Raw genomic sequence first — 25,914 nt, forward strand, 5'->3', positions numbered from 1 at the left:
TCGGGCGTTACTGACTTAATGAAGTTTATATGGGTGATGCCCTGATATTCATGCAGGAAATATCATTGCGTCTCGGCGTGTGACGTCGACAGCAAAACGTCCGGGAGAGTGGGTAGAGGCGCCAGGCCGCCGCCATGCCAGAAGCCGCTACCGGTCCTGCTCTGGTGGCAGTCAGAGGATGTTGGAGGTACGAAGTGGAATTCACTAACTTGTCCCGCGGTACCTGGCGGGACAAAATGCGGTCTTAGCTCAATCGGCAAACAGGCAAACTCTGTTCCTCAGCAATGGGTTGGATACAGTTTTTAGTTTCGCTACCCGCTCCACTTCGGCTTTCCAGAGCCCTCCGCTGAAAGCCAATGCACGTTTAATGTCACTGATCTCGTTATAAATTTTTTTACGTGATCCCGTGGCGTCCAGCAACATCCACCAACAGCCGGTATATGACGGTACATTTGGTGGTACATCATTGCGTGAGACTCCAGATCGCATTTTTGCTGTAGGAACACGGGACCGATAACGAACAATGCATCCAACTCGCATCACGGGGAGTTGGACATATGCTCACCGACATGACGGCAGGCGAAGGCCACGGGCAAGCCATACACAATCGCCGATTTCGATGGCCTATCGCTTTTTTTCTCGGCCAAGGGCAGCAAGGCCTGGTACTTTAGCTACACCTGCCTTGGGCAGCGCGCTCGTATCTCGCTTGGCAGCTATCCCGAGTTGTCGCTTCGGGATGCCCGGCAGCTCCGGGACTTTTCGTGCTTGTCAACTTCAGCGCCGCCCCATCTGTTCCCGTTAGCCAAGGGCAGAGAAATATTCGCAGTCAATTCCGGGCTTCCAGGTGGACTCACCTTGGCTTCAGGGCCCGCCAACTGTGCCTAGTGGTGTGAAGCCTGCGCTGCTAGATTGACCTGATATTTATGGGCATTGGTTCGGTAGCATTGAGTGCTACTCTGGCCAGTATCGATTCGACTATTCGCTCCATTGGGGTTCCGGGGCCGAATACATGCTGTATCCCAATAGCCTCGAGCCGCGTCTGATCTTCTTTCGGAATCACGCCCCCTAGGAATAGCGGTAGATCGGCATAGCCTTCGCGATCGAGCGCAGTCTTCAGTTCCTGAACCAGGGCAAGGTGAGCACCGGAGAGCAGCGATATCCCGATGGCATCGAAGCCCGTCTTGTGAAGTTGCTGCAGTACTTGCTGCGGAGTGCTGAACAGTGGACTTAGTTCGACCCGGAAGCCGGCGTTGGCGAGAGCTGCGGCGACTACCCGGGCGCCGCGATCGTGACCGTCGAGGCCGAGTTTTACGATCAAGATGGAAGGATTTCGCAGGTTATTGAGGGAAAAGGTTTCGACCCTGCGCTGTGCCCGGCGCCAGCTTGCATCATGCCGCCGGCTTTCTGCATAAGCATTCGGGCTGAAACGACTCAGGGCCCTGTACCGAGGCCAGCTCAATAGTAATGCGCGGGTGCACTCGCCGAGGGTGGCGCGAGCCCGAATCGCATCCACGGTTAGCGCGAGCAGGTTGCCCTGTTGTTGCCGAGCGGATGCAGACAGGGCCGCCAAGGCATGATCGACAGCCTCGTCGTCCCTGCGTTCGCGTAATTGCTGCAGACGGTGACGCTGTTCCCCTATTAGCGACTCGGCATCGATTTGACGGGTGCTCGACTGCAATTCTTCGTCGCTGACGAAACGGTTGACGCCAATGATGGGGCGCCGGCCGCTGTCAGTCGCCGCCTGCGTCTGGGCGGCACTTTCGTGGATGCGATCTCGCACCCAGCCGGATTCGATCGCGGCGATGACACCGCCCTGAGCGTCAATGTCGTCTACATACCCCCGTACCTTGTTCACCATTGCCTGGGTCAATGCCTCCATCATGTAGGAACCACCCCAGGGGTCGGCGACGTCGCAGATGCCGGTTTCATGCTGCAGAATCAGCTGTGTATTGCGTGCCAGCCGTGCCGAGTGATCGGTAGGCAGTGACAGGGCTTCGTCATAGGCATTGGTATGCAGCGATTGAGTGCCGCCGAACACGGCGGCCATCGCTTCGATGGTGGTGCGGATCAGGTTGTTTTGGGGCTCCTGGGCGGTCAGCGACCAACCGGAGGTTTGACAGTGCATTTTCATCCTCTTGGCGCGATCCGACGTAGCGCCACGGCGCTCCACCTCTTCGCTCCAGAGCAGGCGGGCCGCACGCAGCTTCGCGATTTCGTCGAAGAAGTTCATCCCCACACCGAAGAAAAAGCTCAGGCGGTGGCAGAAGGCATCGAGATCGATCCCGCGGTCGGCGATCTGATCCAGATAGGCGCGGGCATTGGCCAGCGTCAGGGCCAGTTCCAGGGCCGGTTCGGCGCCGGCTTCCTGAAAGTGGTAACCGGAGATCGACATGCTGTTGAAATTGGGCAGCTCCTGGCTCAGGTATTCCACGACATCGGTGCTGATCCGTATCGAGGGTTCAGGTTCAAAGATGTAGGTGTTGCGTACCATGAACTCCTTCAGAATGTCGTTCTGGATGGTGCCGCGTAGTTGCTGGCGTGGGACACCGCTCTCCTCGGCGGCGACGATAAAGGTTGCCATGATCGGCAACACGGCGCCGTTCATGGTCATCGAGACGGATACCTGGCTCAGGTCGATGCCGGCGAACAGCCGCTTCATATCTTCGACACTGTCGATCGCCACGCCCGTGCGGCCTACATCCGCCTGCGCGGCAGGGTGATCCGAATCGAAGCCCAGGTGGGTGGCCAGATCAAATGCGACAGAGAGCCCTTGTCCGCCTTCAGCCAGGCAGCGCTTGAAGGCGGCATTGGACTCTTCTGCGCTGGCAAACCCAGTGTATTGGCGGATCGTCCATGGCTTCTGGCGGTACATTGATTCGAACGGTCCGCGTACAAAAGGGGCCTCGCCGGGAAGGCTTGAGAGGTGTGGCAGATCGCTGATATCGTCCCGTGTGTAATATGGTTTGTGGTTCTGCATGCTTACCCCCTGTTGGCCCAGCGATACCCGGTGCTGCTCAAGCGTTGCTTGTGGGTCAGAATGTCCGCGATCTTGCTGCCATCTGAATCGCGCCGGACTGTCAGCCAGTGGATCAGACGGCGGTCATCGCTTTTTAACGTGGCGAACTCAAGGTGCAACGAGTCACCGATATTGATGTTGCCGTAGTAATTCAGTTGGCGATCGCGGGTTTGCCACAGTTGGCGGTTGCGGTTCCAGGCCCACTCGGCGCGATCGGCTGCGGCCTGGAAGTTGGCGAAGTAGAGAAAGTCTGCGCCGTTGAAATCATTGTGTGGACAAGGGTGATGCACAATACCCGGTAGGGTTACGGCCCGATTGGGCTTGAGCCCGTGCCACTCCTGCCACTGTTCGCTGCGGAACTGCTTGGCTGACTCTGCCAGTGTGATAGCGCGTGCCTTCAGCCGCAGTAAGTCGTCGCTGTTGGATGTTGATGCGAGAGCAGTGGGAAGGTTGATGCGGGTGACGCTCTGGTTGTTACCCGTTTCCTGCCGGCTGACCTGGGTCGACAGCATCTCCACCTGGGCGCATTCTATACCCTTACACAGAATTCGGTGGGTACTGAAAAAACGTGCCCGGCCCGCAGGGGCCAGGCAGGTTTCAATGACGAAGCGATCGTTTTCGTCGATCAACTGAAGGCGGGTCTCTGCCAGTTTGACCGCCACGAAAGCGGCGTAAACCGACGAACCATCCTGGGCCTTGAATGCGGGCAGCGCCAGTCCGAACAGGTCGGCCAGGGCCAACCAGTGCTGGTTGCCGCACTCTTTCAATAACCAGTTCTCGCTCAGTCCGCACAGCGACAGATTGGGCATGCCGGCCAGAAACGCTGCCTCGTGTGTGATCATGCAATCGCTCCTTCCGGCTTAGGCCGGTACGGCTTCCTCAGAGGTGGCTTTCACCCTGCGCTGGTAGGCCGCGATGTGTTCGGACAGGTGCTCGGCGTCCTGACCGACGCTCGTGAATCGACCGGAGCCCCAGGTGTGCAACCAGGGCAGACCAATGAAGTACAGGCCCGGCTGGTTGGTGACACCGCGATCGTGTTTCGGGTGGCCCTGGCCGTTGAATACCGCCGCATCCAGCCAGCCGAAATCCGGGCGGAAGCCGATACACCAGAGAATGCTGGTGATGCCGGATTCAGCCAGGTTGAGCTGCGTGCGTTCCTGCTCTGGTGTCCAGCTCGGTGTGTAGACGGACGGGCCTTCCTCGGTTTCGATGCCCTGCTGTTCGATCCAGGCGTCGATGCGGGCGTTGATGTTGTTCAGGGTGGCGTCGGCCTTGTCCAGGTTCTGCGTCAGGTTGGGCAGGAAGACCAGGTATTCGCCGTCGTAGTCGGTCATCAGACCGTACAGTTCCATGCCTTCCTGGGCGAACTTGCGTAGGTCGATGTCGCGACCGCCGTCACGGCCGGTGACATAGTGGTTGGTGTTGTTGCGGACGTTCTTGCCCAGCGGATGCTCGTTAACGGAGATCTTGTAGTAGCCCATGTCGTCGAGCCACTCGACCACATCCTTGCCGCGGTAGAAGCGGGATACGCGCGGTGCATCGCCGGTGGCGAGGAATACTTTGCGGCCGGCCAGGTGCAAGTCTTCTGCGATCTGCGCGCCGGACTGACCCGAGCCAACCACCAGCACGGCGCCTTCCGGCAGCTGGGCTGCGCTCTTGTACTGCGCGGAGTGCATCTGGAACACCGATTCCGGCAGACGCTCAGCCATGCGCGGGATCACCGGGATGTGGTAACCACCGGAGGCGACAACCACCTGATCGGCCGTGTAATCGCCGTCTGAGGTTGAGACGTGGTAGACACCATTGGCGTCGGTTTCCACTTTGTTGACGGCCACGCCTTCACGTACCGGGGCATTGAGCTTGGATGCGAAGGTATTCAGGTAGGCGATGGTTTCATCCCGGGTCATGAAGCCTTTCGGATCATCGCCATCATAGGGATGGCCGGGCAGGTTGCACTGCCAGTTCGGGGTGACCAGGGTGAATGAGTCCCAGCGTTCGGCTTTCCAGCCGTGCATCAGGCTGTTTTTCTCGAACACCAGATGATCCAGCTTGAGCTGCTTGAGGTAGTAGCTGACGGAAAGACCGGCCTGGCCGCCGCCAACAACGATGACGGAATAGTGAGTACGGGTGTGATTGAGGTTGCTCATTTGGATATCCCACATAGTCATTAATCTGATTTCGGGTTAGGAGACGCTGACGATCTCGACAGTGTCGTTCTCTGCGTCTTCGTAACGGGCGGCTTTGGCTTTGATGACCGACAGCTGGTCCATGGCGCTGGAGCAGAAGTAGCCAAACTTCTGTTCCACCCGGTTGCTGGCCGCGTCCAGTGCCACTTCGGCTTTGGCGATGAACTCGCTCAACGGTAGGCGGTCACCCGCCTTGAAGTGCTCACGCACAACGGTGGAAGGGGAGTAGCAGTTGTCTTCACTGCCGTCGGGCCAGCGGACGCTGAAGTTGATTGCAGGCATGGTTAGTGCTCCATTGCGTGTTGCGGGGCCCGTGGGTGCGGGCTAAAACCGGTTAAGGGGGTGTTTCTCAGGTCGCGGAACAGCTGGCGCTCCAGCGCCTTGGCAACCCACAATTGTTGGTTGGCGGTAATTTCACCGATCGCCGCGGCGCTGATCTCGCGGTGATGGAACAGTTCCAGTAGCTCTGGCAGGCGCGCCGAGTCGGTGGTCAGCAGGTAACCGAAGCTGGGGAAAGCACAGAGCCAGTCGCTCCAATTCACCGTCGCCGGCTTCGGGAGCGCATCGAGATCGATGCGAGCGCCGACACCGGAGCTCTCCAGTAGCATCAGCGCAGTGCCGAGCAGTCCTGCCTGGCTGATGTCTTTGGCCGCGAAGGCCAGCTCGCGCTCGGCGATGGCCGGTAACAGCGCAATGTCGCCGCGCAGGCGCTCTGCTGGCGCGTCCGTGGCCGCGTTCCAGTTCAAGTACGGCTTGCGGAAGGCGCCGCGGTGGTCGATGGCCGCGACCAGAAGCTGTCCGGGCCGGGCGGCAAAGGCGCTGAGCAGGCGCTTGGCGTGCCCCAGGATCGACACCGCCAGTTGCGGCTGATTGGCGCGCAGGTTGGTGTGGCCGCCGATGATGGGGACGCCGAAGGTCTTGGCGGCGGCACTCATGCCGTCGAAAATCTGCCGCGCGTTTTCAAGATCGTGGTTCCACAGGGCATTGACCACCGCGCGAGGGTGGCCTCCCATGGCGGCAATATCGCTGATATTGACCATTACACCGCACCAGCCGGCGAACCAGGGATCCTGCGCGACGAAGGCGTTCAGGAATCCCTCCATTGCCAGCAGCGAGTAGCCATCGGCTTGCGGAATCGCCGCCGCGTCATCGCCATTGGGGTGCCAGCCTTCGGGCAGGGCCGGAAGATTGGGTGCCAGCAGGACGATATCTTCCTTTTGGGCGATACCGGCGTACTGACTGACCTGACTGAGGATAGTGGCAAGCTCCATCATCAGGCTCCCTCTACAAGAGCGGCCGCAGGCGCTGATGCAAGAGCCGCCGCGGGCGCTGCTGCGGTGGTCAGGTGTGATGCATTGGCGACCGGCAGCTCCAGCAGCTGAGGCGCGATCTCGGTATCGACGCGACGGTTGCGACCGCGCAGTACAAAGCCGCCGTAAGGGGTATGGCAGGGCGGGTAGTGATCCAAATCTGCCTGCATAACCACGTGGGGACGGTTGCGCACAATCTGTTCGCCAATACGCTGCCAGTGCAGGCGGCGGAACAGGGTTTCGTTCTGTTCCTGCACGCGGGCCAGAAAACAGTGGCAGCCAAGTGCATGGGCACTGGATACAGCCAGTTTGATCAAGGTGGCGCCCAGATAACCTTGGGTCCGGAAGGCCGGATCGACTGCGAGTCGAGAGCCGTACCAGATTCCTGGTTCCTCTTCGTGAATACGGACGGTCCCGACGACTTGTTCATGCCAGCCGCCATGTCCACCGAGGGCGACCAGCAGTTGCGCCGACTGGTCGGTCAGGTCGCGGTCGTCCTGCTCGAACAGCGACTGCTCTTCACAGAACACCCGGCGCCGCAAGGCGTAGGCTTCATCAGCCTCCCAGGGCAGGCTGGCCCATTTGATGGTGTATTCGGAGTAGGCCGGATGGCGGCTTGTTACAGTCATGTGGACCTCCTTTGAACTCAGTGCTCGTACTCGGAGAGGGTGGAGCAGGCTCCGCAGCGGCCACAGCCCGCCTTGATGTCGCTGGAGCGCATGGCGGCCAGCTGCAGGTGTTTACCCAGCGGCGCCAGGATCGACGCCATGAACTCGCTGCTCGGCGGCGTCAGATCCTCCAGCGGGGTGCCGGTAATCGGTACGAAGGGCACCACGAATGGGTACACGCCGATCTCGATCAGTTGTGAACAGGTTTCAAGAATCGCGTCTTTACTGTCGCCGAGGCCCGCCAGAATATAGGTGCTGACCTGACCGCGACCGAAGACGGCCACCGCCTCGCGGAACGCCACCATGTACTCCTCGATGGATATCTCAGCCTTGCCGGGCATCAACTCCTTGCGCAGCGCGGGTGTCACCACCTCCAGATGCATACCCAGGGTGTCGATACCGGCCGCTTTCATGCGCGCATACCAGGCTGGATCGGCTGGCGGTTCGCACTGCGCCTGAATCGGGATATCCACAGCGGCACGAATCGCGTCGGCGCTCTCGCACAGAATCGCCGCACCACGATCCGAAGTTGCCGGGGTGCCGGTGGTCATTACCATATGCTGCACACCGTCCAGCTCGACCGCGGCTTTAGCCACCTCTGCCAGTTGCTGCGGCGTTTTGCGGGCGATGGTTCGACCTGCCTGCAGTGACTGACCGATCGAGCAGAACTTGCACGCCTTGCGCCGGCTCTCATAGCGGATGCAGGTTTGCAGTACGGTGGTGGCCAGTACGTCCTTGCTGTGCAGCGTGGCGATATGCGAGTAGGGGATACCGTCCGTCGTGCTCAGGTCATAGAAGCGAGGCGTGTCGGCAAAGGTGATATCCGCCAGCGGTATCGCGTTTTCAATCAGTTTGTGACCCTGCTCGCTGGACTCCACGCTAAACGGGGAGCGCCAGGCCGACTGGGTGTAGATCGGTACCATGACCGTAGTACCGTCGATCGTTACCGCCTGGTGGTCGGAGGGACCGGCGCCGCCGCGGCGACTGACATGATCCTGGCCGGCGTTGTGCAGGCGCAGGCCTCGGGTCTGCAGCTCAGTAATCAAATGCTGGCGCTGGGTTGACTTGCTTAAGCTCATCATCGGCTCCTTGGAGGCATTCAACCTCCGGTGTGGGGGCAAGTGCATGGCTGTAACGTGCCGGACGGTCATTGATCGCAAGACTCAGCAGCTCCGGGCGGGCGTAGTGGCCGACCGCATCCATCATCCGCTTGCGCTTGGTGATCAGGCTGAAGTCAAGATCGGCGATCACCAGGCCTTCACCCTCTTTCAGCGGTGTGGCCAGGTGTTTGCCCTCGGGCGAAATGATTGCGGTGTTGCAGCCATCGCGCAGGGCTTGCTGCAGTTTCTCGTCGGTGGTGATCGATTCGATCTGCTCGTCGTGCAGCCAGCCGGTGGAGTTCACCACGAAGCAGCCGGACTCCAGCGCATGGTGACGGATGGTGGCTTCGATCTGGTCGGCGAACACCGGACCCACCAGGGAACCGGGGAACTGACTGCAGTGGATCTGTTCGTGTTGGGTCATCAACGCATAGCGTGCCAGCGGGTTGTAATGCTCCCAGCAGGCCAGTGCGCCGACGCGGCCCACGGTGGTATCAGCAACCTTCAGGCCCGATGCATCACCCTGACCCCAGATCATCCGCTCGTGGTAGGTCGGGGTGATCTTGCGGCGTTTGAGCAGCAGTCTGCCGTCGCCATTGAAGATCAGCTGGGTGTTGTAGAGGCTGCCGTGGTCACGCTCGTTGACGCCCAGCACGACGACCATACCGTGCTTGCGGGCCCGTTCCGCCACCGCATCGGTGATCGGGCCGGGAACGACAACCGCTTCCTCGTACAGGCGCAGGTGCTCGGCGCCACAGGCTACCGCCGGATAAACGAAGGAGAAGTACGGGTAGTAGGGAACAAACGTCTCCGGAAAGACGATCAGCTCGCCCCCCTTGGAGGCCGCTTCATCCATTGCATTGAGTACGTTAGCCAGCGTGCCGTTGGCGCTCCGGAGATCCGGAGCGATCTGAACGGCAGCGGCCCGTACCACTCGATTGTTGGTCATGGCCGCTACGCTCCTTACAGGGTCCAGGTATCGAGGATCACGGCGTTGTCACGCATGTGAAGCAGCTTGAGATCCATCACGTCCAGCGGGTTGATCGGACGGATACCTTCGATCAGTGCCGGTTCGCCGTGGCCATACAGTGCCTGCAGAGCAAAACGGCAGGCGTACACCTTGCCGCCCTCGGCCATGAACTTCTTCAGCTGATTGGTGTAGTTCTGGTGTCCAGGGAACGCTTCGTCGCCGATGGTCGGGAAGCCGCGCTGGATGCCCAGAGTGACGCCCGGTCCATACAGCAGAATGGATGTTTCGTAACCTTTGCGCTGCAAGCGGGTAGCCTGCAGCATGTTGACCAGACCGATGGAACCTTCGAATGCCACGGTGTGGAAGGTAACCAGGGCTTTCTCGCCCGGATTGGCCTTCACATCCTCGAATACTTTCTCTTCGTAATCGACAAAGAAGTCACCGGCCTTGTGCTGCGGTTGGGATACTGTCGGCATTGTTGTTACTCCATTAGTGTTGCGTGATTGGGTTACACACCAGAGCGTGCCTCTGCGTGATGCAATCAATATAGAGCAATCGATATGCCATTTGTTTTTCTATTGAATGCAATCAATATGCGATCAATGATTGGAGTCTAACTTTAAGAAGCGGCAAATAATTTTCTATGAGGCTTTGCAGTTATCTCGGGACTCTTTTTGTAACTGTTTGATTGAACTAATGTTGTGCGCTTTTATTGAAGAGCGCTTCTTCTTGGTGCGCGCGGTGCGATCGTTTGGTTATAAAAGTTGCATTTTTTCATTATGGATATTGCAGTAGAATTGAGTCTCTTTGTTGTATGCGATAGATGGGGATTGATTGCATAGATGAGTACGCACGAACTCCAGCGCTGGCGTCATCGATTGGAGTCGGACACGGGTGTTCCGGCTTATCGGTTGATCGCAGATCTGATTGAGGAAGATGTAGAGAGTGGGCGCTTGCAGGCTCGCGACCGCTTACCGCCTTTGCGTGATCTGGCCGCTGCTGTTGGTATCAACTACACCACGGCGGCGCGCGCGTACAACGAAGCGAGGACTCGGGGCTTGATCGATTCCCATCCCGGTTCGGGTACCTTCGTCAAAGGGAAAACGGTGATGGTGCAGCCCAGTCGGGGTGGCTATGAGATGACCATGAACCTCATGATTGAGCCGGCAATCCCGACGCTGGTTGAGCAGGTCCGAGACAGTGCCATCTCCACGCTGGCGCGGCAGGACCTGTACTCGATGCTGCGTTATCAGGCCTTTGGCGGAAGTTCTCGATCTAAGGAAGCGGCGTTACACTGGCTGGATCGACGCCTGAGCCGGGCGGTGCCCGAGCAGGTGCTGGTGTGTCCCGGTATCCACAGCGCATTGGTGGGGTTATTGACTCAGCTGGTCTCGCCGGGCCAGCTGGTCTGTGTCGAAAGTCTGGCCTACCCCGGCATCAAAGCGATCGCCGCGCAGTTGGGGCTGACGCTGCACTCGCTGGAGCGCGATGCTGACGGACCTCTGGTGCGTCCGTTCGAGGAGATCTGCAGGCAGGGCAATGTGGCGGTACTTTACCTGAATCCCACCATCCACAACCCGACCACGACCATTATTCCCAAAGGGCGGCGCGAGGCACTGGCGGATGTGGCCTTGCGCTACAGCATTCCGATTATCGAGGATGACGCCTATACCTTGCTGAGCGAGGAGTCCGTAACGCCGATTGCCGACCTGGCCCCCGAGCTGACCTATTACATTATGGGCACTGCAAAGTGCTTTGGGCCTGGGTTGCGGTCCGCTTTCGTGCATGCACCCGCCAGGCGCCAGGCACAACGATTTTCCGGTGCCATGCGCGCACTGTATGTGATGTCGAGTCCATTGGTCGACGAACTGGTCAGCAACTGGATTCTGGATGGCACAGCCGATGCCATGTGCAAGGCGATCCGAACCGAGGCGATAGCCCGACTCAAACTGGCGGAGCAGTATTTGGGACGACAAAGGATCTCTTCAGCTAAGGGAGCCTTTCACCTCTGGCTGAAGTTACCGAAAGCGTCCAACTGGAACCCATCTGAACTGGCTGTTCAGCTACGCAGTCACGGAGTCAGTGCGGTGGCCAGCGCGGCGTTTAGCACCGATAACAATCCCCCGGATGCGTTGCGCCTGTGCTTCGGTGGCCCTATAACGCGTGATAACTGGGAAGAGGGGCTGCAACACGTAGCCGACCTGATCGACCAGCCCGCTTATCTTTCGTCGTTAACCACCTGAGGTGAGAGCGTATGCAACAGTATCTGGATCTCTGCCGACGCATTATCGACGAGGGCGAGTGGGTCACCAATCAGCGAACCGGCAAGCGTTGCCTGACCTTGATCAACGCCGACCTGACCTACAACGTGGCGGCCAACGAGCTGCCGCTGATCACCACTCGCCAAAGTTATTGGAAGGCGGCTATTGCCGAACTGTTGGGCTATATACGCGGCTACGACAGTGCGGAGGATTTTCGCAAGCTCGGGACCAAAAGCTGGGACGCCAATGCCAATGACAACGATACCTGGCTGGCCAACCCCTGTCGCCGGGGCGTGGACGATATGGGGCGTGTCTACGGTGTTCAGGGGCGCCATTGGCGCACCCCGGAGGGCGGCGAGGTCGATCAGCTGGCGAAACTGGTGGATAACCTCAGTCGAGGCATCGACGATCGCGGCGAGATCCTCAGTTTCTACAACCCGGGCGAGTTCCATCTGGGCTGCCTGCGCCCCTGCATGCATACCCATACTTTCTCGCTGCTTGGCGATACGCTCTACCTGACCTCCTACCAACGCTCCTGCGATGTGCCTTTGGGGCTCAACTTCAACCAGGTGCAGGTGTTTACCCTGTTGCGGCTGATTGCGCAGATTACCGGCCTTAAGCCGGGTATCGCGTATCACAAGATCGTCAATGCCCATATCTACGAGGATCAACTGCAGCTGCTGCGCGACGTGCAGCTCAAGCGCGAGCCGTTTGCGCTGCCTAAATTGGAGATCAATCCCGATATTCGCACCCTGCATGACCTGGAGACCTGGGTGACGCTGGATGATTTCAAGGTTGAGGGGTACCGGCATCACCCGGCGATCGGGTATCCGTTTTCGGTGTGATCTCCCTGTGTGGTGTGCGAGCTGATGAGGGTCAGGCGAGATAATACTGGCGATATTCGCTCGGGGTCCTGCCGAACTGTTTTTTAAACGCCTCGCTGAAGTGTGTCATATCGTTGAATCGTAAGCGTCCGGCGATCACAGATAAGGCGCCTCAGTGATGTTCCATCGCATTGCAGCAGTTGCTTGAATATAGCGGGTCGACATCCGCATCGCCTCGGCAACTTTATTGGAGCTGAGTTCGGGGTCGTGCAGATTGGACTCTACAAAAGAGCGGGTACGCGTAAGAGTCGCGATCTTGCTATCCGACAAAGGCGATTCGCTGCCGCTCAGATGTTCGCCAAGTAGGGCGCTGATCAGGTCTGCCAGGGAAGCTGTGATCAAGTCCGCGCCATGAGACAATAGCGGCCATCATCTACTTCAAGGAACGCTCGGATGGATCAGCAACTCACATTCACCGACAGTGAGTTCAGCAACAAACGCCGCCAGCCGCGAAAGGAAAAGTTCCTCGGCCCAATAAGGTCAGGATCCGCACCGAGCATCTGAAGGCCTGCCTCTGCGCCACGGTCGAGCATCCGTTCCGCATCATCAAGTGCCAGTTCGGCTTCGTGAAAGCCCGTTATCGCGGTCTGAAGAAAATGACGGCAAACTGGCGATGCTGTTTGCTCTGTCTAACCTCGTCCGCTTGGATTAGATGTGACGAGCACAGGGTTAATCCGTCTGCACTACCTTAAAAGGTAGTCCATAGGCATCAAAAACCGGGAAACGGCAGCCGAATCCGTATTTCCACTTTTATGGCTACGCTTCAGAGCAGCAATGAAGACTTAATCACAGGCGCTCTAAATAATCAGTCGTCCCTTTTTGGCCGGGCACGGTCTCAATATGAAATTTTCGCGTAATATTGCGATAGCCTTATTGGGGCAGTAATTTCCGAAAGTCCTAAACTTCTCAAGATACTCACAGATGAAAGTACAAATAGTGCCCAAGACCTGCCGTTCAACAAACGCCTAAATGCTGGCGACGGTATTCGCTAGGTGAAAGGCTGTAGCGCTTACGAAACGTCTTGCTGAAGTGTGCCGTGTCGTTAAAGCCGCAACTAAACGCCAGCGTCGATATGTTCTGGCACACCAATGCCGGGTCCCGCAAGCAGCGGGCTACACGCTCCAGGCGTTGTTGCCAGATATAACGGCTAAGAGAGGTGTCCTCTACTGCCAGCAATTGGTTGATGTATCGAGTGGAAATGCCTAGCGATGAGGCTACGGTCGCGGGGCAGAGTTCAGAGTTCTGCAGGTGCTCCTCGACGAAAGTCTTTATTCTGAGCAGGTTTGCAAACTTGTGATCGGAAATTAGCGTAGACGAGTGTTGTACAGTTTCTGATACCATTGCAGCCAGCAGGTCCGCCAGATTGTCTGCGATCTTTTTTGCTGTAAGAGGGGGAAGTGAGGCAATGCCAATTGCTAGTTCTTTTACATAGGCTACTATAAGCGGGTAATATGGGTTGTTGGTTGCCAAGTTTCTGGCTACCACTCGATCCAGACCGGGGGCGCTGCGACTAAGCATTTTACGAGGCACCTGCAGCACCGCTAATTCACTATTCTGCGTGATATTTAATCTGTACGCACGTTCGGCGTTGACCACAACGCCTGTGCCAGTTGGAAGACTTGACTCTCTGCCATCCTGAGTTGCAATCAGATTACCCAATAGTACGATATTAAACACCAGAGAATCTGATCTCGGGCTAAAACGATTGAGCGGTGTGCGCTGAGCGATATGGGGAGTGGCTTTTATAAAAGACAGGGTGGCAGGACCGAGTTCGCTTGAGTACAACGAGCCTTCAAATGGTGTATCGCCGACAACTTTGAATTCCAGGGGCACGACTTTTTCTTCAACCAGCGAGCGCCAGTAATCAAGTTTTTCCCGTTGAGGAATATTTTCTGTCGACTGCGTATTATGCGCTATCGCGTTTTGTGATTGGATGTCGCTGTTGTTACGCATGAAGTATTACCTCCTAACAGTCCGCTTCCGTAAGAGTTAAATGGTTGGTGCGGATGCCAATCCATTATCGCTCTGCACTCACGAACTAAAAGCAAAATGCATGCCAATTGTACTCAATTTTCGTTTGCCCTGACGTCTGGGCCCTAAGTTCTTGAATCATCTGCGGCTTTGGTACCAGCGCTTTGGCCTTGGGTGTGACTCCTTAACGCTCTTAGTGTCGCTGAAAGACCCAGCGTCGAAACGGCCCGGCTTCGACACCAACGGAACGTTTGGCTGCTGTCATGCTGTAGCCTTGATCCACCCCAATGCGCGGTGGCTTCACGCTTGAACTCGGTTGAAGGTGAGCGACGCTGGTTTGCCATTGAACACCTCTTACCAACTGGTGATTGTACCACCTAAAACGGAGCATGGGAGCATGGGAACATGGGCCACCCAAGTTCAAGAGTTCCGTTTTGACAAAGAGTTATCGCCGTTCTGACCAGGCTGATACTTGGCGTTTTGCATACAGTGGAATCGTGAAGGCAGACCTGATGCGCCCTGTAGGCGGCTTATTGCACAGAATCTGTAGTCGTCACTACAGAAGAGGTGCATGGGTTGATAGGTCGTCGACAAGAACCAGAGTCTGCCATGGTGGTCAGGACTCAATGATCCGCATAACAAGAAGAGGGCAATATGGGCATTACACACCCCAAGTACAAGGTGGCCGCAGTGCAGGCCGCTCCGGTTTTTCTCGATCTCGACGGAGCTGTAGATAAGACGATAGCGTTGGTCGAAGAAGCAGCAAAAAAGGGAGCCAAGCTGATCGCGTTCCCGGAAACCTGGATCCCGGGTTATCCCTGGTGGATCTGGCTAGGCTCTCATGCCTGGGCTGTACAGCGTGGATTTGTGCAGCGCTATTACGATAACTCACTGAGCTACGAGGACCCGCAGGCCGAACGTATCCGTCAGGCAGCCAAGCAGAACAACATTACCATAGTACTTGGCTTTTCAGAGCGTGAGTCGACAACCGGTACACTGTACATCAGCCAGTGGCTGATCGGCCCCGATGGAGACACGATAGCCAAGCGGCGCAAGATTAGACCAACCCATTCTGAACGCACCGTATTCGGTGAGGGAGACGGCAGCGACTTGGCGGTCCATGCCACTGACCTTGGTCGACTCGGAGCACTTAATTGCTGGGAAAACCTGTTGTCACTCAATCGTTATGCCATGTTCTCTCAAAATGAGCAGGTGCATGTTGCAGCCTGGCCCAGTTTCTCGACCTATGAGCCATTTGCCAACGCGCTCGGAGCGGACGTGAACAACGCCGTCAGTAAAGTCTACGCAGTTGAGGGTGCCTGTTTCGTAATAGGACCCAGTGCCATTATCTCCCAGGAGATGATCGACACCCTGTGCGATACCCCGGACAAGCATGAACTCACTCATGTGGGTGGGGGGCACGCTGTTATCTACGGCCCTGATGGCTCGTTGCTATGTGAAAAGCTGCCAGAGACAGAAGAGGGAATTCTCTACGCCGACATCGATCTTGCACAGATTTCGCTGGCGAAGAACGCAATGGATCCATGCGGACACTATTCTCGACCAGACGTCATGCGCCTGATGTTGAATAAAACCCCGATGAGCCGGGTCGAGCATCTGGCGCTACCACTTGATGTTCAAGATGAATTTCCGGTTAAGGCTGACAAAGGGAATGACAAGGGTCTCGATTGAGCCCAAATAAGACGATCTAACGCAATAGCTTTTTCAGCCAGTCAGTGTTTCCTGACTGTGAACAGACTGTTGACTCCATGAGCACCGAGATCTCCCGAGCCACCAGGTACGGCAGTTGTCTAGTACCGATAACTGCCTGGGAGGTTGTGGTGCGAAGGATGCGTTTCACAATAGGAAACCAAGGCTGGTAACTGCTTTGCCTGTACGTGTGTATTGCATACGCAGAATGACATTGCCTCGGATATCCAATAATTATCATATAAAGCATGAGGTCACGACGTGAGGATTAAACACTCCAAATTCAATCGAGCTGCGATAGCATCAGTTATGCTGGCCGCCGCTTCGCTCGTACACGCCACTGAGAAACCCAATATTCTACTGATCGTTGCCGACGATCTGGGCTACTCCGATATCGGAGCATTCGGCAGTGAGATACCAACTCCCAATCTGGACGAACTGGCATTCGAAGGCGTGCGCCTGACCAGTTTCCACACCGCCCCCACCTGCTCACCTACCCGCGCGATGTTGCTTACCGGCATCGACAGTCACCAGGCAGGGTTGGGCAATATGGCCGAGCTCCTCACGGCTGAGCAAAAAGGTCAACCGGGTTATGAAGGCTACTTGAACAACTCGGTGGCCACACTGCCGGAAGTATTGCGTGACAATGGATATAACACCTACATGGTTGGTAAGTGGCATCTCGGCGGCACTGAGGAGCGAAGCCCGGCAGCAAGAGGATTCGATAAGTCTTTTGCCTTGATGCAAGGTGGTGCCAGCCATTTTGATAATCGTGCGATTATGGCCGGGGATCCCATTGCGACTTACCGCGACAACGGCAAGATTGTCGATCTTCCGAAAGATTTCTTCTCCACCGATTTCTACACCGACCAGGTGATGAGCTATATCGGAGATGATTTGGAGCAGAAAAAACCGTTCTTCGCATACGTTGCCTATACCGCGCCACATTGGCCTTTACATGCCCCCGAAGAATATCTGAAAAAGTATGAAGGCCATTACGAAGAGGGTTACGAGCAGGTCCGGCAGGCTCGTCTGAAACGAATGAGGGAGTTGGACATAATCGATTCCTCTGTCACAGAAAACACGCCGTTGAAGCAATTACCCAGATGGAATGAATTGACCGACGAGCAGCGTAAAATCGAAACCCGCCGCATGCAGATTTACGCAGCGATGGTGGACAATCTCGACCATAACATAGGCCGCCTGCTGCAGTGGCTAGACCAAAAAGGAGAGCTGGATAACACCGTGGTGCTGTTTATGTCCGACAACGGTGCAGACGGTAACAGTCCAGCTACAGGTCCCGGTAATTACGATTGGATTACAAATGACTTCGACAATAGTTATGAGAACATGGGGCGTGTGAACTCATACGTTTGGTACGGGGCTCAGTGGGGCCAAGTGAGTGCCACTCCCTTCCCGTTGTTCAAGGGTTTTCCCTCCGAAGGCGGGATAACTGCCCCAGCCATCATTCGCATGCCTAAGCAAAATACAGGCGGTGAAATCAATCGTCAGTTTATTCATGTCATGGACGTGATGCCTACCTTCCTTGAGATGGCTGGTGTCAAAGAGGTCAGCAGCCCCTATAACGGTAGAGACGTTCGCAATATTCAGGGCCGTTCCTTCTTGCCGGTTTTGAATAACAAACCTATAGAAGAACGTGCTATTGGATGGGAGTTGTTCGGACGCTTGGCCCTTAGCAAGGGTGACTGGAAGATCCGCTGGCTTGACAAACCCTATGGAAAAGGCGAGTGGGAGCTGTTTAATCTGAAAAAAGACCCGACCGAAAGATACGACATTTCTCAAGAAAACCCTAAAAAACTGGCAGAGATGCTCAACGAATGGAACTCCTACGTTAAGGAAAATGGAGTGTTCCCTTCAGACCCAGATAAAATTAAAAAGATAGGTTACAGCTTCAAAACATGTGTCTTTGAGCACTGCGTCCAGTGATTATTATTGGTAGAAGTAGGTGAGAAACTTCAATACCCTCGTTGTGAAAATAGCTAACGTCTTCTCCTAAAGAAAGCGGAAGCCCCACAACTTGACATCGACAGGCTTTTCAAGTTGGGCACGCTCAAAATCTATGAGCGAGTTTGTGCGTGCTCGACTTTCTTTCGCACGGGTTATGTCGAACTAGGATGAACCAAAGTTAAGTATGCTGTCTCCTTAATTTAAAATAAATATATTGGATAAGTTTTCCAAGAGCGAAATAGGTGTGCCAGCAGTCAAAATAATATGGAATATTGTAGATTCAGCCAAAGTTATTGAAAAGAAAACAAATATTTTTGAAGAAAATGTTTTTAAAGCTTTCCTATGCGAAAAGCTAAGGAGCTTTTTCGAAGCGAATTATAAGGAAGCTGCGTTACAACCCGGCGCTGCGACAGCGGCACTACTCTGCCTGGTATCGGGTATGTGCCGCGGCACTCAGGGATGTTTGTTAAGAACTCATAGATCCAAAAACTACAAAAGGAAACGATGTGAGAACCATAGCCACCACCCGCTTGCTAACCACCGCTGTATTCATGTCCCTCTCATTAACCGCTACCGCTGAGACCGGCCCCAAGGTATTCGGTAATATCAGTGTCGGTGCGCTGAACGACGAAAAAGACTTCGAAGCGGAAGCCTATGAGCTGGAATTCGGCATCAAGGGGGTCTATGAGCTCGAAACCACCAGGGTCGTGTATCAGTTGCTGATGGACGTCGCAGACGCCGCCAACGCCGACGAGGACATCGACGGTGAGGACGAAATCCATGTTCGCGAGGCATCCGTCGCATTCCCGACACGCTACGGCAGCTTTGTCATTGCGCCCCGCTCGGTCAGTGGCCATTTCCGAAACATCTACGGTGGCCTGCGCAAATTCGAGTACAACGAACCCCATGCCTTTACGCCTGCCTCCGGTGGCAAGTTATTCGAGCAGCCTGACGAAGGACAGAACGTGCTTGCCTATGTTTCACCGAACTGGAACGGTTTTCAGTTCGTCGGCGCTACGCTGCAAATCAACGAGGATAATGACGAGGACAATGACGTTATTGCCGCCCGTGCGCTTTACTGGGGCGACAACTGGAATGTCGGCATCGGTCGCGTCAGTGTCGACCAGAAAGTGGGCCCGCCAGGTGCCGACGACAACTACAACCGCGACTCCATCGGTTTCGCCTACAACATCGAAAACCTGGAGCTCGGCGGTGTCTACGAGATAAATAGTGACCGCTTCGGCGGTGACGATTCCGACGTCTTCGGTCTCGCGGCGAAATATCGCTTCGGCCAGGGCTGGTCGACGTCGCTGGGCTATTTCGACAAGGACTACGATGACGACGATACTGGCACGGACGATAGCCTGATAGTCCTCAACGTCAAAAAGCAGCTGGAAGAAAAGGTCAGCCTTTGGGCTGAAGTCGGTGAATACGACGAGGGCCAGGATAATATCGCCGTCGGCGTCAACGTCGAGTTCTAAGCTAAGGAACCCTTCCCCTTCTTGAATTTTTGCCCCGCCTTCGTGGGGCTTTTTTGTGCGCCCGGCACGGGCGCACTCCTGGAGGTGCAAGTCCTCCCGTAAGCTGGCCACAGCGAACGAAGTGAAGCGCAACTGCGGAAGGGTGATCGACCGTGGGGAAGAAGCGTGGAGCGTAAACCGTGAGCCGATGAACAAGAATCGGATATGAGGCGCCGCCGAGCAGGGCGAGCGGGCGTAAAGCCGCGAAGCTCTCGTGGCCAAGGCGAAGTGGCGTATATCCGGCGGTTGTGCGGTGAAGGAGTGTGTTCTTACCCGGGGAGATCTCGCCTTGTGCCTGAAGGGGCGACGTGAAGACATGGAGCGAGAAGTCAGTAGAGGCCATAGTAGCCGCCGGCAAGGGGCGAAGGGCCGAACGAGAAGGAGCGTCAAACGCCTTGTCGATGATAACGGTAATGCATCAGATGCCTGCTTCTGCAGGGCGGGTCTTGCCCGGCCAGGGTGAAGCCCTGATCCAAAGGACCAGAAGCATATCACTGTCAGCAGTTGGCTACCCCTCGCCGTTCAACCATGAGTGTCGCCTAAATTGAGTTCCAGTTGTGGCAATTTCGGCTCACAAAGGTAATAAGGACTTAATCACAAGCTCCCTATCAGAGGTACCGGGTAATATCCATGGTTTGCCAGGTCACCGGGGGAGCGTGCGAATATACGGGGCGCGATATGAAAGCGGCCCATGCCCACCTGAACATCACCGCCGCGGAATGGGATCGTATGGTCGAGCTGTTCAAGCAGGTGCTGGACAAGCACGAGGTGCCCGAAACCGAGAGCGGCGAGCTGCTGGAGATCATTGGCTCCACGCGCGGCGATATCGTGGTCGAGTAACCGTGGACGGGAATCGCAGACCGGGTACAGAGACTTCGGCTCCGGCGGGCGCAGGCTCAGGCCGCGCGTCCGGAGGTCTTCAGGTTACGGTGCCAGTCTATGCAGGCGTCGGCCAGGGCGCCGGTGGCGTCGACCGCGAATGCTCTGTGCCGACCGTCCAGCTGTTCCAACGCAACGGGGATCTCGGTGCAGCCGAGAATCACCCGTTCGACGCCGTTTCCCAGTATCTCCTCGAGACGGCGCTCGAGCAGTTGTCCGCCCTCGGCAAGGGCGCCTGCCTTGACAGGGTATATGCCCTCCATGATCCGGCGCTACAATGCAGCAGCAGGCGTGATCAGCTCGATACCCTGTTCGCCGAGCCTGTGCCTGTAGATATCGATTTTCAGGTCACCGCGATGGCAGTTAGCGGACGTCTGAAGCATGCAGTGGATCTCGCTAACCTGCCGCGGAGGCAGGGTTCGCAGAGCGCAACTGGGACTTGTTCATAGATTCTCTATTCACACCCAACGATATGTTTTCTTGCTGATGCCTTACCGGCAATTGCAGGGTTGGAGGCGTCAGCGTTACCGAACGCAGGCGTAAATAAAAGAACTCCCGCGTTCGGTCGTGAATACTCCAGGCTCGCACCTCCTGTCGGAGGTCCCCGCAGTACCGGACTTTCTATTTTAGGCTTAGCGTCAAGGCGCAGCTTTTACGGTGGTGAAAGTCCAGGGTGACGAGGACCAGTCCGGCGATTGCTGCCGGCACGGCGACCACCGGATAAGGCACCAGAATCGTCACGGCCAGTACTACGCGAAGCAGTCGGTTGCCGGTGTTCAGGGAGGCGTTACCGATGGAGGCGCCGCCACAGCCGCTCGCCGCCAACCAGATCGATATCAGCATCGCGGAGAGGGCCCAGCAGAATTGCCAGAACGAAAAGTCGAGCACCAGCAGCAACGAGGTGTTGAACACGAAGGCAAAGGGTACCAGCAGGCCGATAATGGATAGCCGGAGCGATGTCAACGATATGGCCAACGGGTGTGCGCCGGCAATGGGCGCCGCTACATAGCAGGCATAGGCGACGGGAGGCACGATCGAGGAATAGACGGCGTAATAGAGTACGAAAAGATGTGCCGCCAGCATCGGAATGCCCGCTTCTACCAGTGCCGGCGTCAGCATCAGCGCGATGATGAGGTAGGCGGGCAGGGTCGGCAGCCCCATGCCAAGGACGAGAGCGCCAAGCATCGCCATCAGGAGTGTCAGGAAAACGCTGCCCTCGCTGAAGCCCGCGATTTCGGATGCGAACCGAATCGAAAAACCGGTCTCGTTGAGTACGCCCAACACGATGCCGATGGCCGCGACCGATACCATGATCCGCCCGCCGTCGAGGCCACCCTGGCGCATCGCCAAGATGATCTTGAAGGGATTCCGGCGAAATTCGGGATTCAATGCGAAACCGGCGATGATTGCTGAAACCACGCCGCAGAAGCCCGCGAAGCCGGGTGAGCTGCCGGCGAAAAAGGATCCCATCAGAACAACGATAGGGATGAAAATGAGCAGCGAATTGGTCCAGTCCGATTTCGTCAGGCGAACCCGGTTCTCGACGGGTTCCGGTTTGATGTCATGGCGAACGGCTTCGGCATGCACCTGGGCGAACAGGCTGAGAAATTTGAAAGTGGCGGGCAACAGTGCCGCAGTGATGACGGTCAGGTAGGTGACGCCGACCATGTCGGCCATCACGAACGCAGCTGCGGCCATAATCGGTGGCGTGATCTGGCCCGTACTGGACGCAACGGCTTCTACCGCGCCGGCAAAGGCCGGTCGAAAGCCCTGGCGCTTGATCATCGGGATTGTGAAAACGCCGGTGCTGGCGATATTGGCCGCGACGCTGCCCGACATCATGCCGAAGACGGCGCTGGCAACGATCGCCGTGTGTGCGGAGCCGCCGCGAACGTGGCTCGTGAGAGAGCTGGCCATCTTGATCAGGCTTTCGCCGGCGCCGGTATTCTCGAGTATCGCGCCGAAGATCAGGTAAATCAGCACCACGCTGGCGACGAGCCCCGTCAGGCGGCCGAATACGCCGTCGAAGCTGTACCAGACCGTGAACAGGAATTCACTCAGGTCGACGCCATAGTGGTGAAGAATACCGGGCAGATGAGGGCCAGAGAAGGCGAAGGCGATAAACGCCATGGCAACGATGACGAGCGCGATTCCCCAGGCCCGGCGAGTGCACTCCAATACCACGGCGAGGCCGATAAGGCCGGCGATCAGGTCGGGTGTCGAAGGGCTGTACAGTCCGCTCCAGATCACGTCCTGAAGCATGAAGAACCAGTATCCGGAAAAGCTCATGCCCGCGAGCAGCAATGTATCCAGCGAACAGGCTGCAACGACGCGAAGGTTCGACTGCTTGAAAAACGGCTGGGACGAAAGCGGCTGGGTGAAAAGCACAATGGCAACACCCGCTGCGATCGAGAAAAACCTGACCAGGGACTCGTCCAGCAGACTGATGGCGATCGTATAGATGACCGCCAGGGACAGGGCAAAGCCGATCCAGCTGCCAATCTGGCGTGAATGATCGTTGAGTTTCTCATGAAAGGGTGAGCTTTGTGCGTTCGCGTCAGTCACTTTCACTACCTCCTTAAGGTAAAGGATTTGGTCAAGAGGGCGGCCGGTGACGACCGACCTCTGCAGGGAATCCTCAGATCACTGACGGAAATCCAATGGTGCCTCGGGTTCGATACCGATTTCGCGATAGTATTTCAGCGCGCCGGGGTGGAGGCGGCTCGGAATGACGGATGTCGCATTCTGCAGTGTCAGCGTATTTTCCAGCCACTTTGCCTGGGAGCGTATTGAGTCAACATTTTCCCAGAATGCCTTGGTGATCTTGTAAACGGTTTCTTCCGGCATGGTCATGCGCGTTCCGATTCCGACCCAGGCTTCATAGGTCGTCACGGCCTCGGCATTGGCCTGTTTGTCGCCGTACGCCCCGGCGGGGATGGTTGTCAGCTTGAATCCGGGGGTGCTGAAGAAATCGTCCTTGACCTTGCTGGCATCCAGCGACAGGAGGCGGATATCGTGCATCAGCGCGATCTGCTGGAAACCGGGCCCAGGCACGTTGGCGGGGGCGGCCAGCATATCGATCTTGCCGTCCTGGAAGGCATCCAGGGCGGCGCCCCAGCTCATGGCGACGGCCTTGTAGTCGACCCCGGCCTTGTAGCCTGTCTGCATTTCGATCATGCGCTCGGCGGTACGCGTCGCGGATCCGGCCGGCGGACCGATGAAGACGTTCCGTCCTTTAATGTCGTCGAGGGATTCGATACCGGAGTCGTCGAATACGACGAAGTGTTCCGGTCCCAGCGAGTAGCTGAGAATATGACCAAGGTTTTTCTCCAGCTCCGGTGCATCTTCGATTGTCTTGAACGGACCTTCCTTGTGAATCATCATCCAGTTGCCCGCAGGAGATGAAATGGCAAAGTCCATTCTGTTTTGCGCCGTTTTCAGCACATGGCTCATACCGCTGCCGGTCGCCGATACCTGGATTTCGATGCCATCCACATTGTCATTGACGACTTTTGCAAAAGCCGTGTTGATGGTGAAGGGAGAAAGGCCCGGAGCCAGGCTTCCCATTTTAAGCAGCTCAGTCGCGACGGAGTTGACGGATACCAGGCTCAGTATGCCTAGCAGGAGTCCTGTATTTATTTTATTCATGACGACACCTCTGGTAGTGATTGATTGTAGGTAATTACCAAATCCCGATATGCACGCCGAACTTGCTGTCGTTGTCGGTCTTGTCTTCCACCTGCTGATAAGACACCGTCGTTCTTGACTTGAGGGATTTCAGCCATTCAAAGAGATGAGCCTTCATCTCGTCCTGAACACCGGCATGCTCCGGGCTACTTCCCAGGTCATGGAACTCGTTGGGGTCGTTCTCCAGGTCGTACAGCTGGCAGGGCAGGCCGGACCATTCGATATACTTCCAGCGCTCGGTCCGTATCATCCAGCCACGGCACTCGTCGGGTTTCCGTGCCAGGGTATGACGCGCTCCCCGATAGGCGTAATCCAGTTCCGAAACGGCAAAAGTCCGCCAGTCGCCTGCGTCGCCGTTTCGCACCAGCGGCAGGACGGACTTGCCTTCGATCCGGTGGTCGTAACCGCCGATCCCCAGGGCGTCGAGGATAGTGGGCAGGGTGTCGACGCACTCGGTAAATCGCTTTTCCACCGTGCCCCGGGTCGCATCGGCTTCGCCGGAGGGGTCGTATACGATATAGGGTACGCGCACGGACTGTTCGAAGAAAAGCTCCTTCTCGCCCAGCCAGTGGTCGCCCATATAGTCACCGTGATCGGAGGTGAAGATGATCAGGGTGTCGTCCAGGCGTCCAAGCCGCTTGAGCTCTTCCCAGAGTCTGCCCAGATGATCGTCGAGCTGCTTGATCAGGCCCATATAGACCGGCCGAACCGTCTCCACGACTTCGTCCCTGGCAAAAGCGAGGGATTCCCTGTGCTGCTGATAGGCGGCGACGACCGGATGCGGGTTGTCACGCTCGTGGTCCGCGCGGATCAGGGGCGTGCAGTCTTCGATGCCGTACATGTCATGGTAGGGAGCCGGCGCAATGAAGGGCCAGTGGGGCTTGATATAGGACAGGTGCAGTACCCAGGGGGCATCGCCCTGTTGCTGAATGTAATGAATTGCCTGGTCGGTGGTGTAGGCGGTTTCCGAGTGCGCTTCGGCCACTCTGGCCGGGTACTTGGCGTTGCGCATGGACCAGCCGCTGACGACTTCGCCGTCCGGCCGTTCGCCGGACACGACGTAGTCGTTCCAGGGGTCGTCTCCGGCATAGCCATGGGCGCGCAAATAGCCGCCATAGCCGCTCTCAGCGCCCGGAGGCGCGTGGCCGTCGTAGCGGTCGACTTCGCTAAAGCCGCCCTTGATGAGGCGGGTGTAGGAGTCGTCGTTTTCCATTTTCAGGCGGTCGAGGCCGGATAGGTCGGGTTTGACGTGGGTCTTGCCGACAAGTGCTGCTTTAAGGCCGCTACCGCACAGGTAGTCACCCATCGTCAGTTCACTGACAGACAGCGGGACGTGATTCCAGGTGGCGCCATGACTGCTCATGTATCGTCCGGTGTAGGAGGACATCCTGGACGGGCCGCATACGCCGGAGGTGACGTACGCGCGATCGAAAAGCACGCCGCGGCTCGCCAGCCAGTCGATATTGGGGGTCTCCAAACGGGGGTGGCCATAGCAGGAGAGGTGGTCGGCCCGGAGCTGGTCGGACATGATATAGAGCACATTACGTATCCTGCGCTCGGGCTTTGATAAGTGCTCGCTGCCCCTATCGGTATTCTTCATCTATCTATCCTCGATCTTGTCTGGAACGGCGGCTTCCGTAAGGCAAGGCCGTGTATCAGTGCAGCCTGCGACTTGAAACCCTCGACGACGTGCCGAGAAACAGCCATCAATAGCCGACTGGTCTTTGCGGGTCTCGAAGCCTGCTTCTTCGGTGTTCGGCGCTGTTGCTTGTTGCATTAAAATC

Annotated in this window: 23 protein-coding genes and 2 pseudogenes; 9 read left to right on the forward strand and 16 right to left on the reverse strand. The window is 56.9% G+C overall.

Going from position 1 to position 25,914, the window contains the following annotated elements:
• Nucleotides 1-603: 603 nt before the first annotated feature.
• A pseudogene (locus IEX85_RS16730) lies at nucleotides 604-885 on the forward strand (Arm DNA-binding domain-containing protein); the annotation flags it as partial.
• A 19-nt stretch (nucleotides 886-904) separates the two neighbouring features.
• Here the strand turns inward: IEX85_RS16730 and scpA are convergent.
• The 9 genes from scpA to IEX85_RS16775 are packed head-to-tail and all read right to left on the reverse strand — an operon-like array spanning nucleotide 905 to nucleotide 9,726.
• Nucleotides 905-2,977 (reverse strand): methylmalonyl-CoA mutase, encoded by a 2,073-nt coding sequence (gene scpA, locus IEX85_RS16735; protein WP_188861765.1) that lies wholly within the window; start codon nucleotides 2,975-2,977, stop codon nucleotides 905-907.
• 2 nt (nucleotides 2,978-2,979) lie between these two features.
• The gene (locus IEX85_RS16740) at nucleotides 2,980-3,858 is read right to left on the reverse strand and encodes a Pnap_2097 family protein (protein ID WP_188861766.1); all 879 of its coding nucleotides are present in this window, start codon (nucleotides 3,856-3,858) and stop codon (nucleotides 2,980-2,982) included.
• 18 nt (nucleotides 3,859-3,876) lie between these two features.
• Complete coding sequence (locus IEX85_RS16745; protein ID WP_188861767.1) at nucleotides 3,877-5,163, reverse strand: MSMEG_0569 family flavin-dependent oxidoreductase; 1,287 nt, start codon at nucleotides 5,161-5,163, stop codon at nucleotides 3,877-3,879.
• A gap of 36 nt (nucleotides 5,164-5,199) precedes the next feature.
• A complete protein-coding gene (locus IEX85_RS16750; protein ID WP_188861768.1) occupies nucleotides 5,200-5,484 on the reverse strand; it encodes an MSMEG_0570 family nitrogen starvation response protein in 285 nt (94 codons plus the stop codon).
• 2 nt (nucleotides 5,485-5,486) lie between these two features.
• On the reverse strand, nucleotides 5,487-6,476 hold the full coding sequence (locus tag IEX85_RS16755; protein ID WP_188861769.1) for a sll0787 family AIR synthase-like protein: 990 nt from the start codon (nucleotides 6,474-6,476) through the stop codon (nucleotides 5,487-5,489).
• Nucleotides 6,476-7,141 carry an MSMEG_0567/Sll0786 family nitrogen starvation N-acetyltransferase gene (locus IEX85_RS16760; RefSeq protein WP_188861770.1) on the reverse strand — a complete coding sequence of 222 codons (666 nt, stop codon included), beginning with the start codon at nucleotides 7,139-7,141 and terminating at the stop codon, nucleotides 6,476-6,478. Before IEX85_RS16760 ends, IEX85_RS16755 begins: the two co-directional genes overlap by 1 nt.
• A gap of 17 nt (nucleotides 7,142-7,158) precedes the next feature.
• The gene (locus tag IEX85_RS16765) at nucleotides 7,159-8,259 is read right to left on the reverse strand and encodes an MSMEG_0568 family radical SAM protein (protein WP_188861771.1); all 1,101 of its coding nucleotides are present in this window, start codon (nucleotides 8,257-8,259) and stop codon (nucleotides 7,159-7,161) included.
• Complete coding sequence (locus tag IEX85_RS16770) at nucleotides 8,216-9,229, reverse strand: Nit6803 family nitrilase (protein ID WP_188861772.1); 1,014 nt, start codon at nucleotides 9,227-9,229, stop codon at nucleotides 8,216-8,218. Before IEX85_RS16770 ends, IEX85_RS16765 begins: the two co-directional genes overlap by 44 nt.
• A 14-nt stretch (nucleotides 9,230-9,243) precedes the next feature.
• Nucleotides 9,244-9,726 carry an MSMEG_0572/Sll0783 family nitrogen starvation response protein gene (locus tag IEX85_RS16775; protein WP_188861773.1) on the reverse strand — a complete coding sequence of 161 codons (483 nt, stop codon included), beginning with the start codon at nucleotides 9,724-9,726 and terminating at the stop codon, nucleotides 9,244-9,246.
• Between the two features lie 366 nt (nucleotides 9,727-10,092).
• Between IEX85_RS16775 and IEX85_RS16780 the strand changes: the two genes are divergently transcribed.
• Complete coding sequence (locus IEX85_RS16780) at nucleotides 10,093-11,493, forward strand: aminotransferase-like domain-containing protein (protein ID WP_188861774.1); 1,401 nt, start codon at nucleotides 10,093-10,095, stop codon at nucleotides 11,491-11,493.
• 11 nt (nucleotides 11,494-11,504) lie between these two features.
• Nucleotides 11,505-12,356 (forward strand): thymidylate synthase, encoded by an 852-nt coding sequence (locus IEX85_RS16785; protein ID WP_188861775.1) that lies wholly within the window; start codon nucleotides 11,505-11,507, stop codon nucleotides 12,354-12,356.
• Between the two features lie 31 nt (nucleotides 12,357-12,387).
• On the opposite strand, the gene IEX85_RS24255 is transcribed toward IEX85_RS16785, so the two are convergent.
• A complete protein-coding gene (locus tag IEX85_RS24255; RefSeq protein ID WP_373290929.1) occupies nucleotides 12,388-12,465 on the reverse strand; it encodes an AraC family transcriptional regulator in 78 nt (25 codons plus the stop codon).
• 26 nt (nucleotides 12,466-12,491) lie between these two features.
• Complete coding sequence (locus IEX85_RS16795; RefSeq protein ID WP_188861777.1) at nucleotides 12,492-12,737, reverse strand: hypothetical protein; 246 nt, start codon at nucleotides 12,735-12,737, stop codon at nucleotides 12,492-12,494.
• Nucleotides 12,738-12,859: 122 nt separating this feature from the next.
• On the opposite strand from IEX85_RS16795, the pseudogene IEX85_RS24045 reads away from it, so the two are divergent.
• Nucleotides 12,860-13,047: pseudogene (locus tag IEX85_RS24045) on the forward strand (IS5/IS1182 family transposase); the annotation flags it as partial.
• A gap of 302 nt (nucleotides 13,048-13,349) precedes the next feature.
• On the opposite strand, the gene IEX85_RS16800 reads toward IEX85_RS24045, so the two are convergent.
• The gene (locus tag IEX85_RS16800) at nucleotides 13,350-14,348 is read right to left on the reverse strand and encodes an AraC-like ligand-binding domain-containing protein (protein ID WP_188861778.1); all 999 of its coding nucleotides are present in this window, start codon (nucleotides 14,346-14,348) and stop codon (nucleotides 13,350-13,352) included.
• A 672-nt stretch (nucleotides 14,349-15,020) separates the two neighbouring features.
• Here IEX85_RS16800 and IEX85_RS16805 point away from each other — a divergent pair.
• The 5 genes from IEX85_RS16805 to IEX85_RS16825 all read left to right on the forward strand — a co-directional run bounded on the left by IEX85_RS16805 (nucleotide 15,021) and on the right by IEX85_RS16825 (nucleotide 20,404).
• Nucleotides 15,021-16,058, forward strand: a complete 1,038-nt coding sequence (locus IEX85_RS16805; RefSeq protein WP_188861779.1) for a carbon-nitrogen hydrolase family protein — start codon at nucleotides 15,021-15,023, stop codon at nucleotides 16,056-16,058.
• Nucleotides 16,059-16,385: 327 nt separating this feature from the next.
• Nucleotides 16,386-18,023, forward strand: coding sequence for a sulfatase family protein (locus IEX85_RS16810; RefSeq protein ID WP_188861780.1), 1,638 nt, complete (start codon nucleotides 16,386-16,388; stop codon nucleotides 18,021-18,023).
• Nucleotides 18,024-18,258: 235 nt separating this feature from the next.
• Complete coding sequence (locus IEX85_RS16815) at nucleotides 18,259-18,624, forward strand: hypothetical protein (protein ID WP_188861781.1); 366 nt, start codon at nucleotides 18,259-18,261, stop codon at nucleotides 18,622-18,624.
• Entirely contained in the window at nucleotides 18,596-19,525 is a 930-nt protein-coding gene (locus IEX85_RS16820; RefSeq protein ID WP_188861782.1) for a porin, read from the forward strand. The genes IEX85_RS16815 and IEX85_RS16820 overlap by 29 nt, the downstream gene beginning before the upstream one ends.
• Nucleotides 19,526-20,188: 663 nt before the next feature.
• Nucleotides 20,189-20,404, forward strand: a complete 216-nt coding sequence (locus IEX85_RS16825) for a group I truncated hemoglobin (protein ID WP_268238097.1) — start codon at nucleotides 20,189-20,191, stop codon at nucleotides 20,402-20,404.
• 56 nt (nucleotides 20,405-20,460) lie between these two features.
• On the opposite strand, the gene IEX85_RS16830 is transcribed toward IEX85_RS16825, so the two are convergent.
• The 4 genes from IEX85_RS16830 to IEX85_RS16845 all read right to left on the reverse strand — a co-directional run bounded on the left by IEX85_RS16830 (nucleotide 20,461) and on the right by IEX85_RS16845 (nucleotide 25,730).
• Nucleotides 20,461-20,706 (reverse strand): aspartate/glutamate racemase family protein, encoded by a 246-nt coding sequence (locus IEX85_RS16830; protein WP_188861784.1) that lies wholly within the window; start codon nucleotides 20,704-20,706, stop codon nucleotides 20,461-20,463.
• A 358-nt stretch (nucleotides 20,707-21,064) separates the two neighbouring features.
• Nucleotides 21,065-23,008: a TRAP transporter permease gene (locus tag IEX85_RS16835; protein ID WP_188861785.1), complete on the reverse strand. Its 1,944-nt coding sequence runs from the start codon at nucleotides 23,006-23,008 to the stop codon at nucleotides 21,065-21,067.
• A gap of 78 nt (nucleotides 23,009-23,086) precedes the next feature.
• Nucleotides 23,087-24,091, reverse strand: a complete 1,005-nt coding sequence (locus IEX85_RS16840) for a TAXI family TRAP transporter solute-binding subunit (protein ID WP_188861786.1) — start codon at nucleotides 24,089-24,091, stop codon at nucleotides 23,087-23,089.
• A gap of 34 nt (nucleotides 24,092-24,125) precedes the next feature.
• Nucleotides 24,126-25,730 carry a sulfatase-like hydrolase/transferase gene (locus IEX85_RS16845; protein WP_188861787.1) on the reverse strand — a complete coding sequence of 535 codons (1,605 nt, stop codon included), beginning with the start codon at nucleotides 25,728-25,730 and terminating at the stop codon, nucleotides 24,126-24,128.
• Between the last annotated feature and the right edge of the window lie 184 nt (nucleotides 25,731-25,914).

The sequence above is a fragment of the Marinobacterium nitratireducens genome (genome assembly GCF_014645375.1).
Lineage (GTDB): Bacteria > Pseudomonadota > Gammaproteobacteria > Pseudomonadales > Balneatricaceae > Marinobacterium_A > Marinobacterium_A nitratireducens.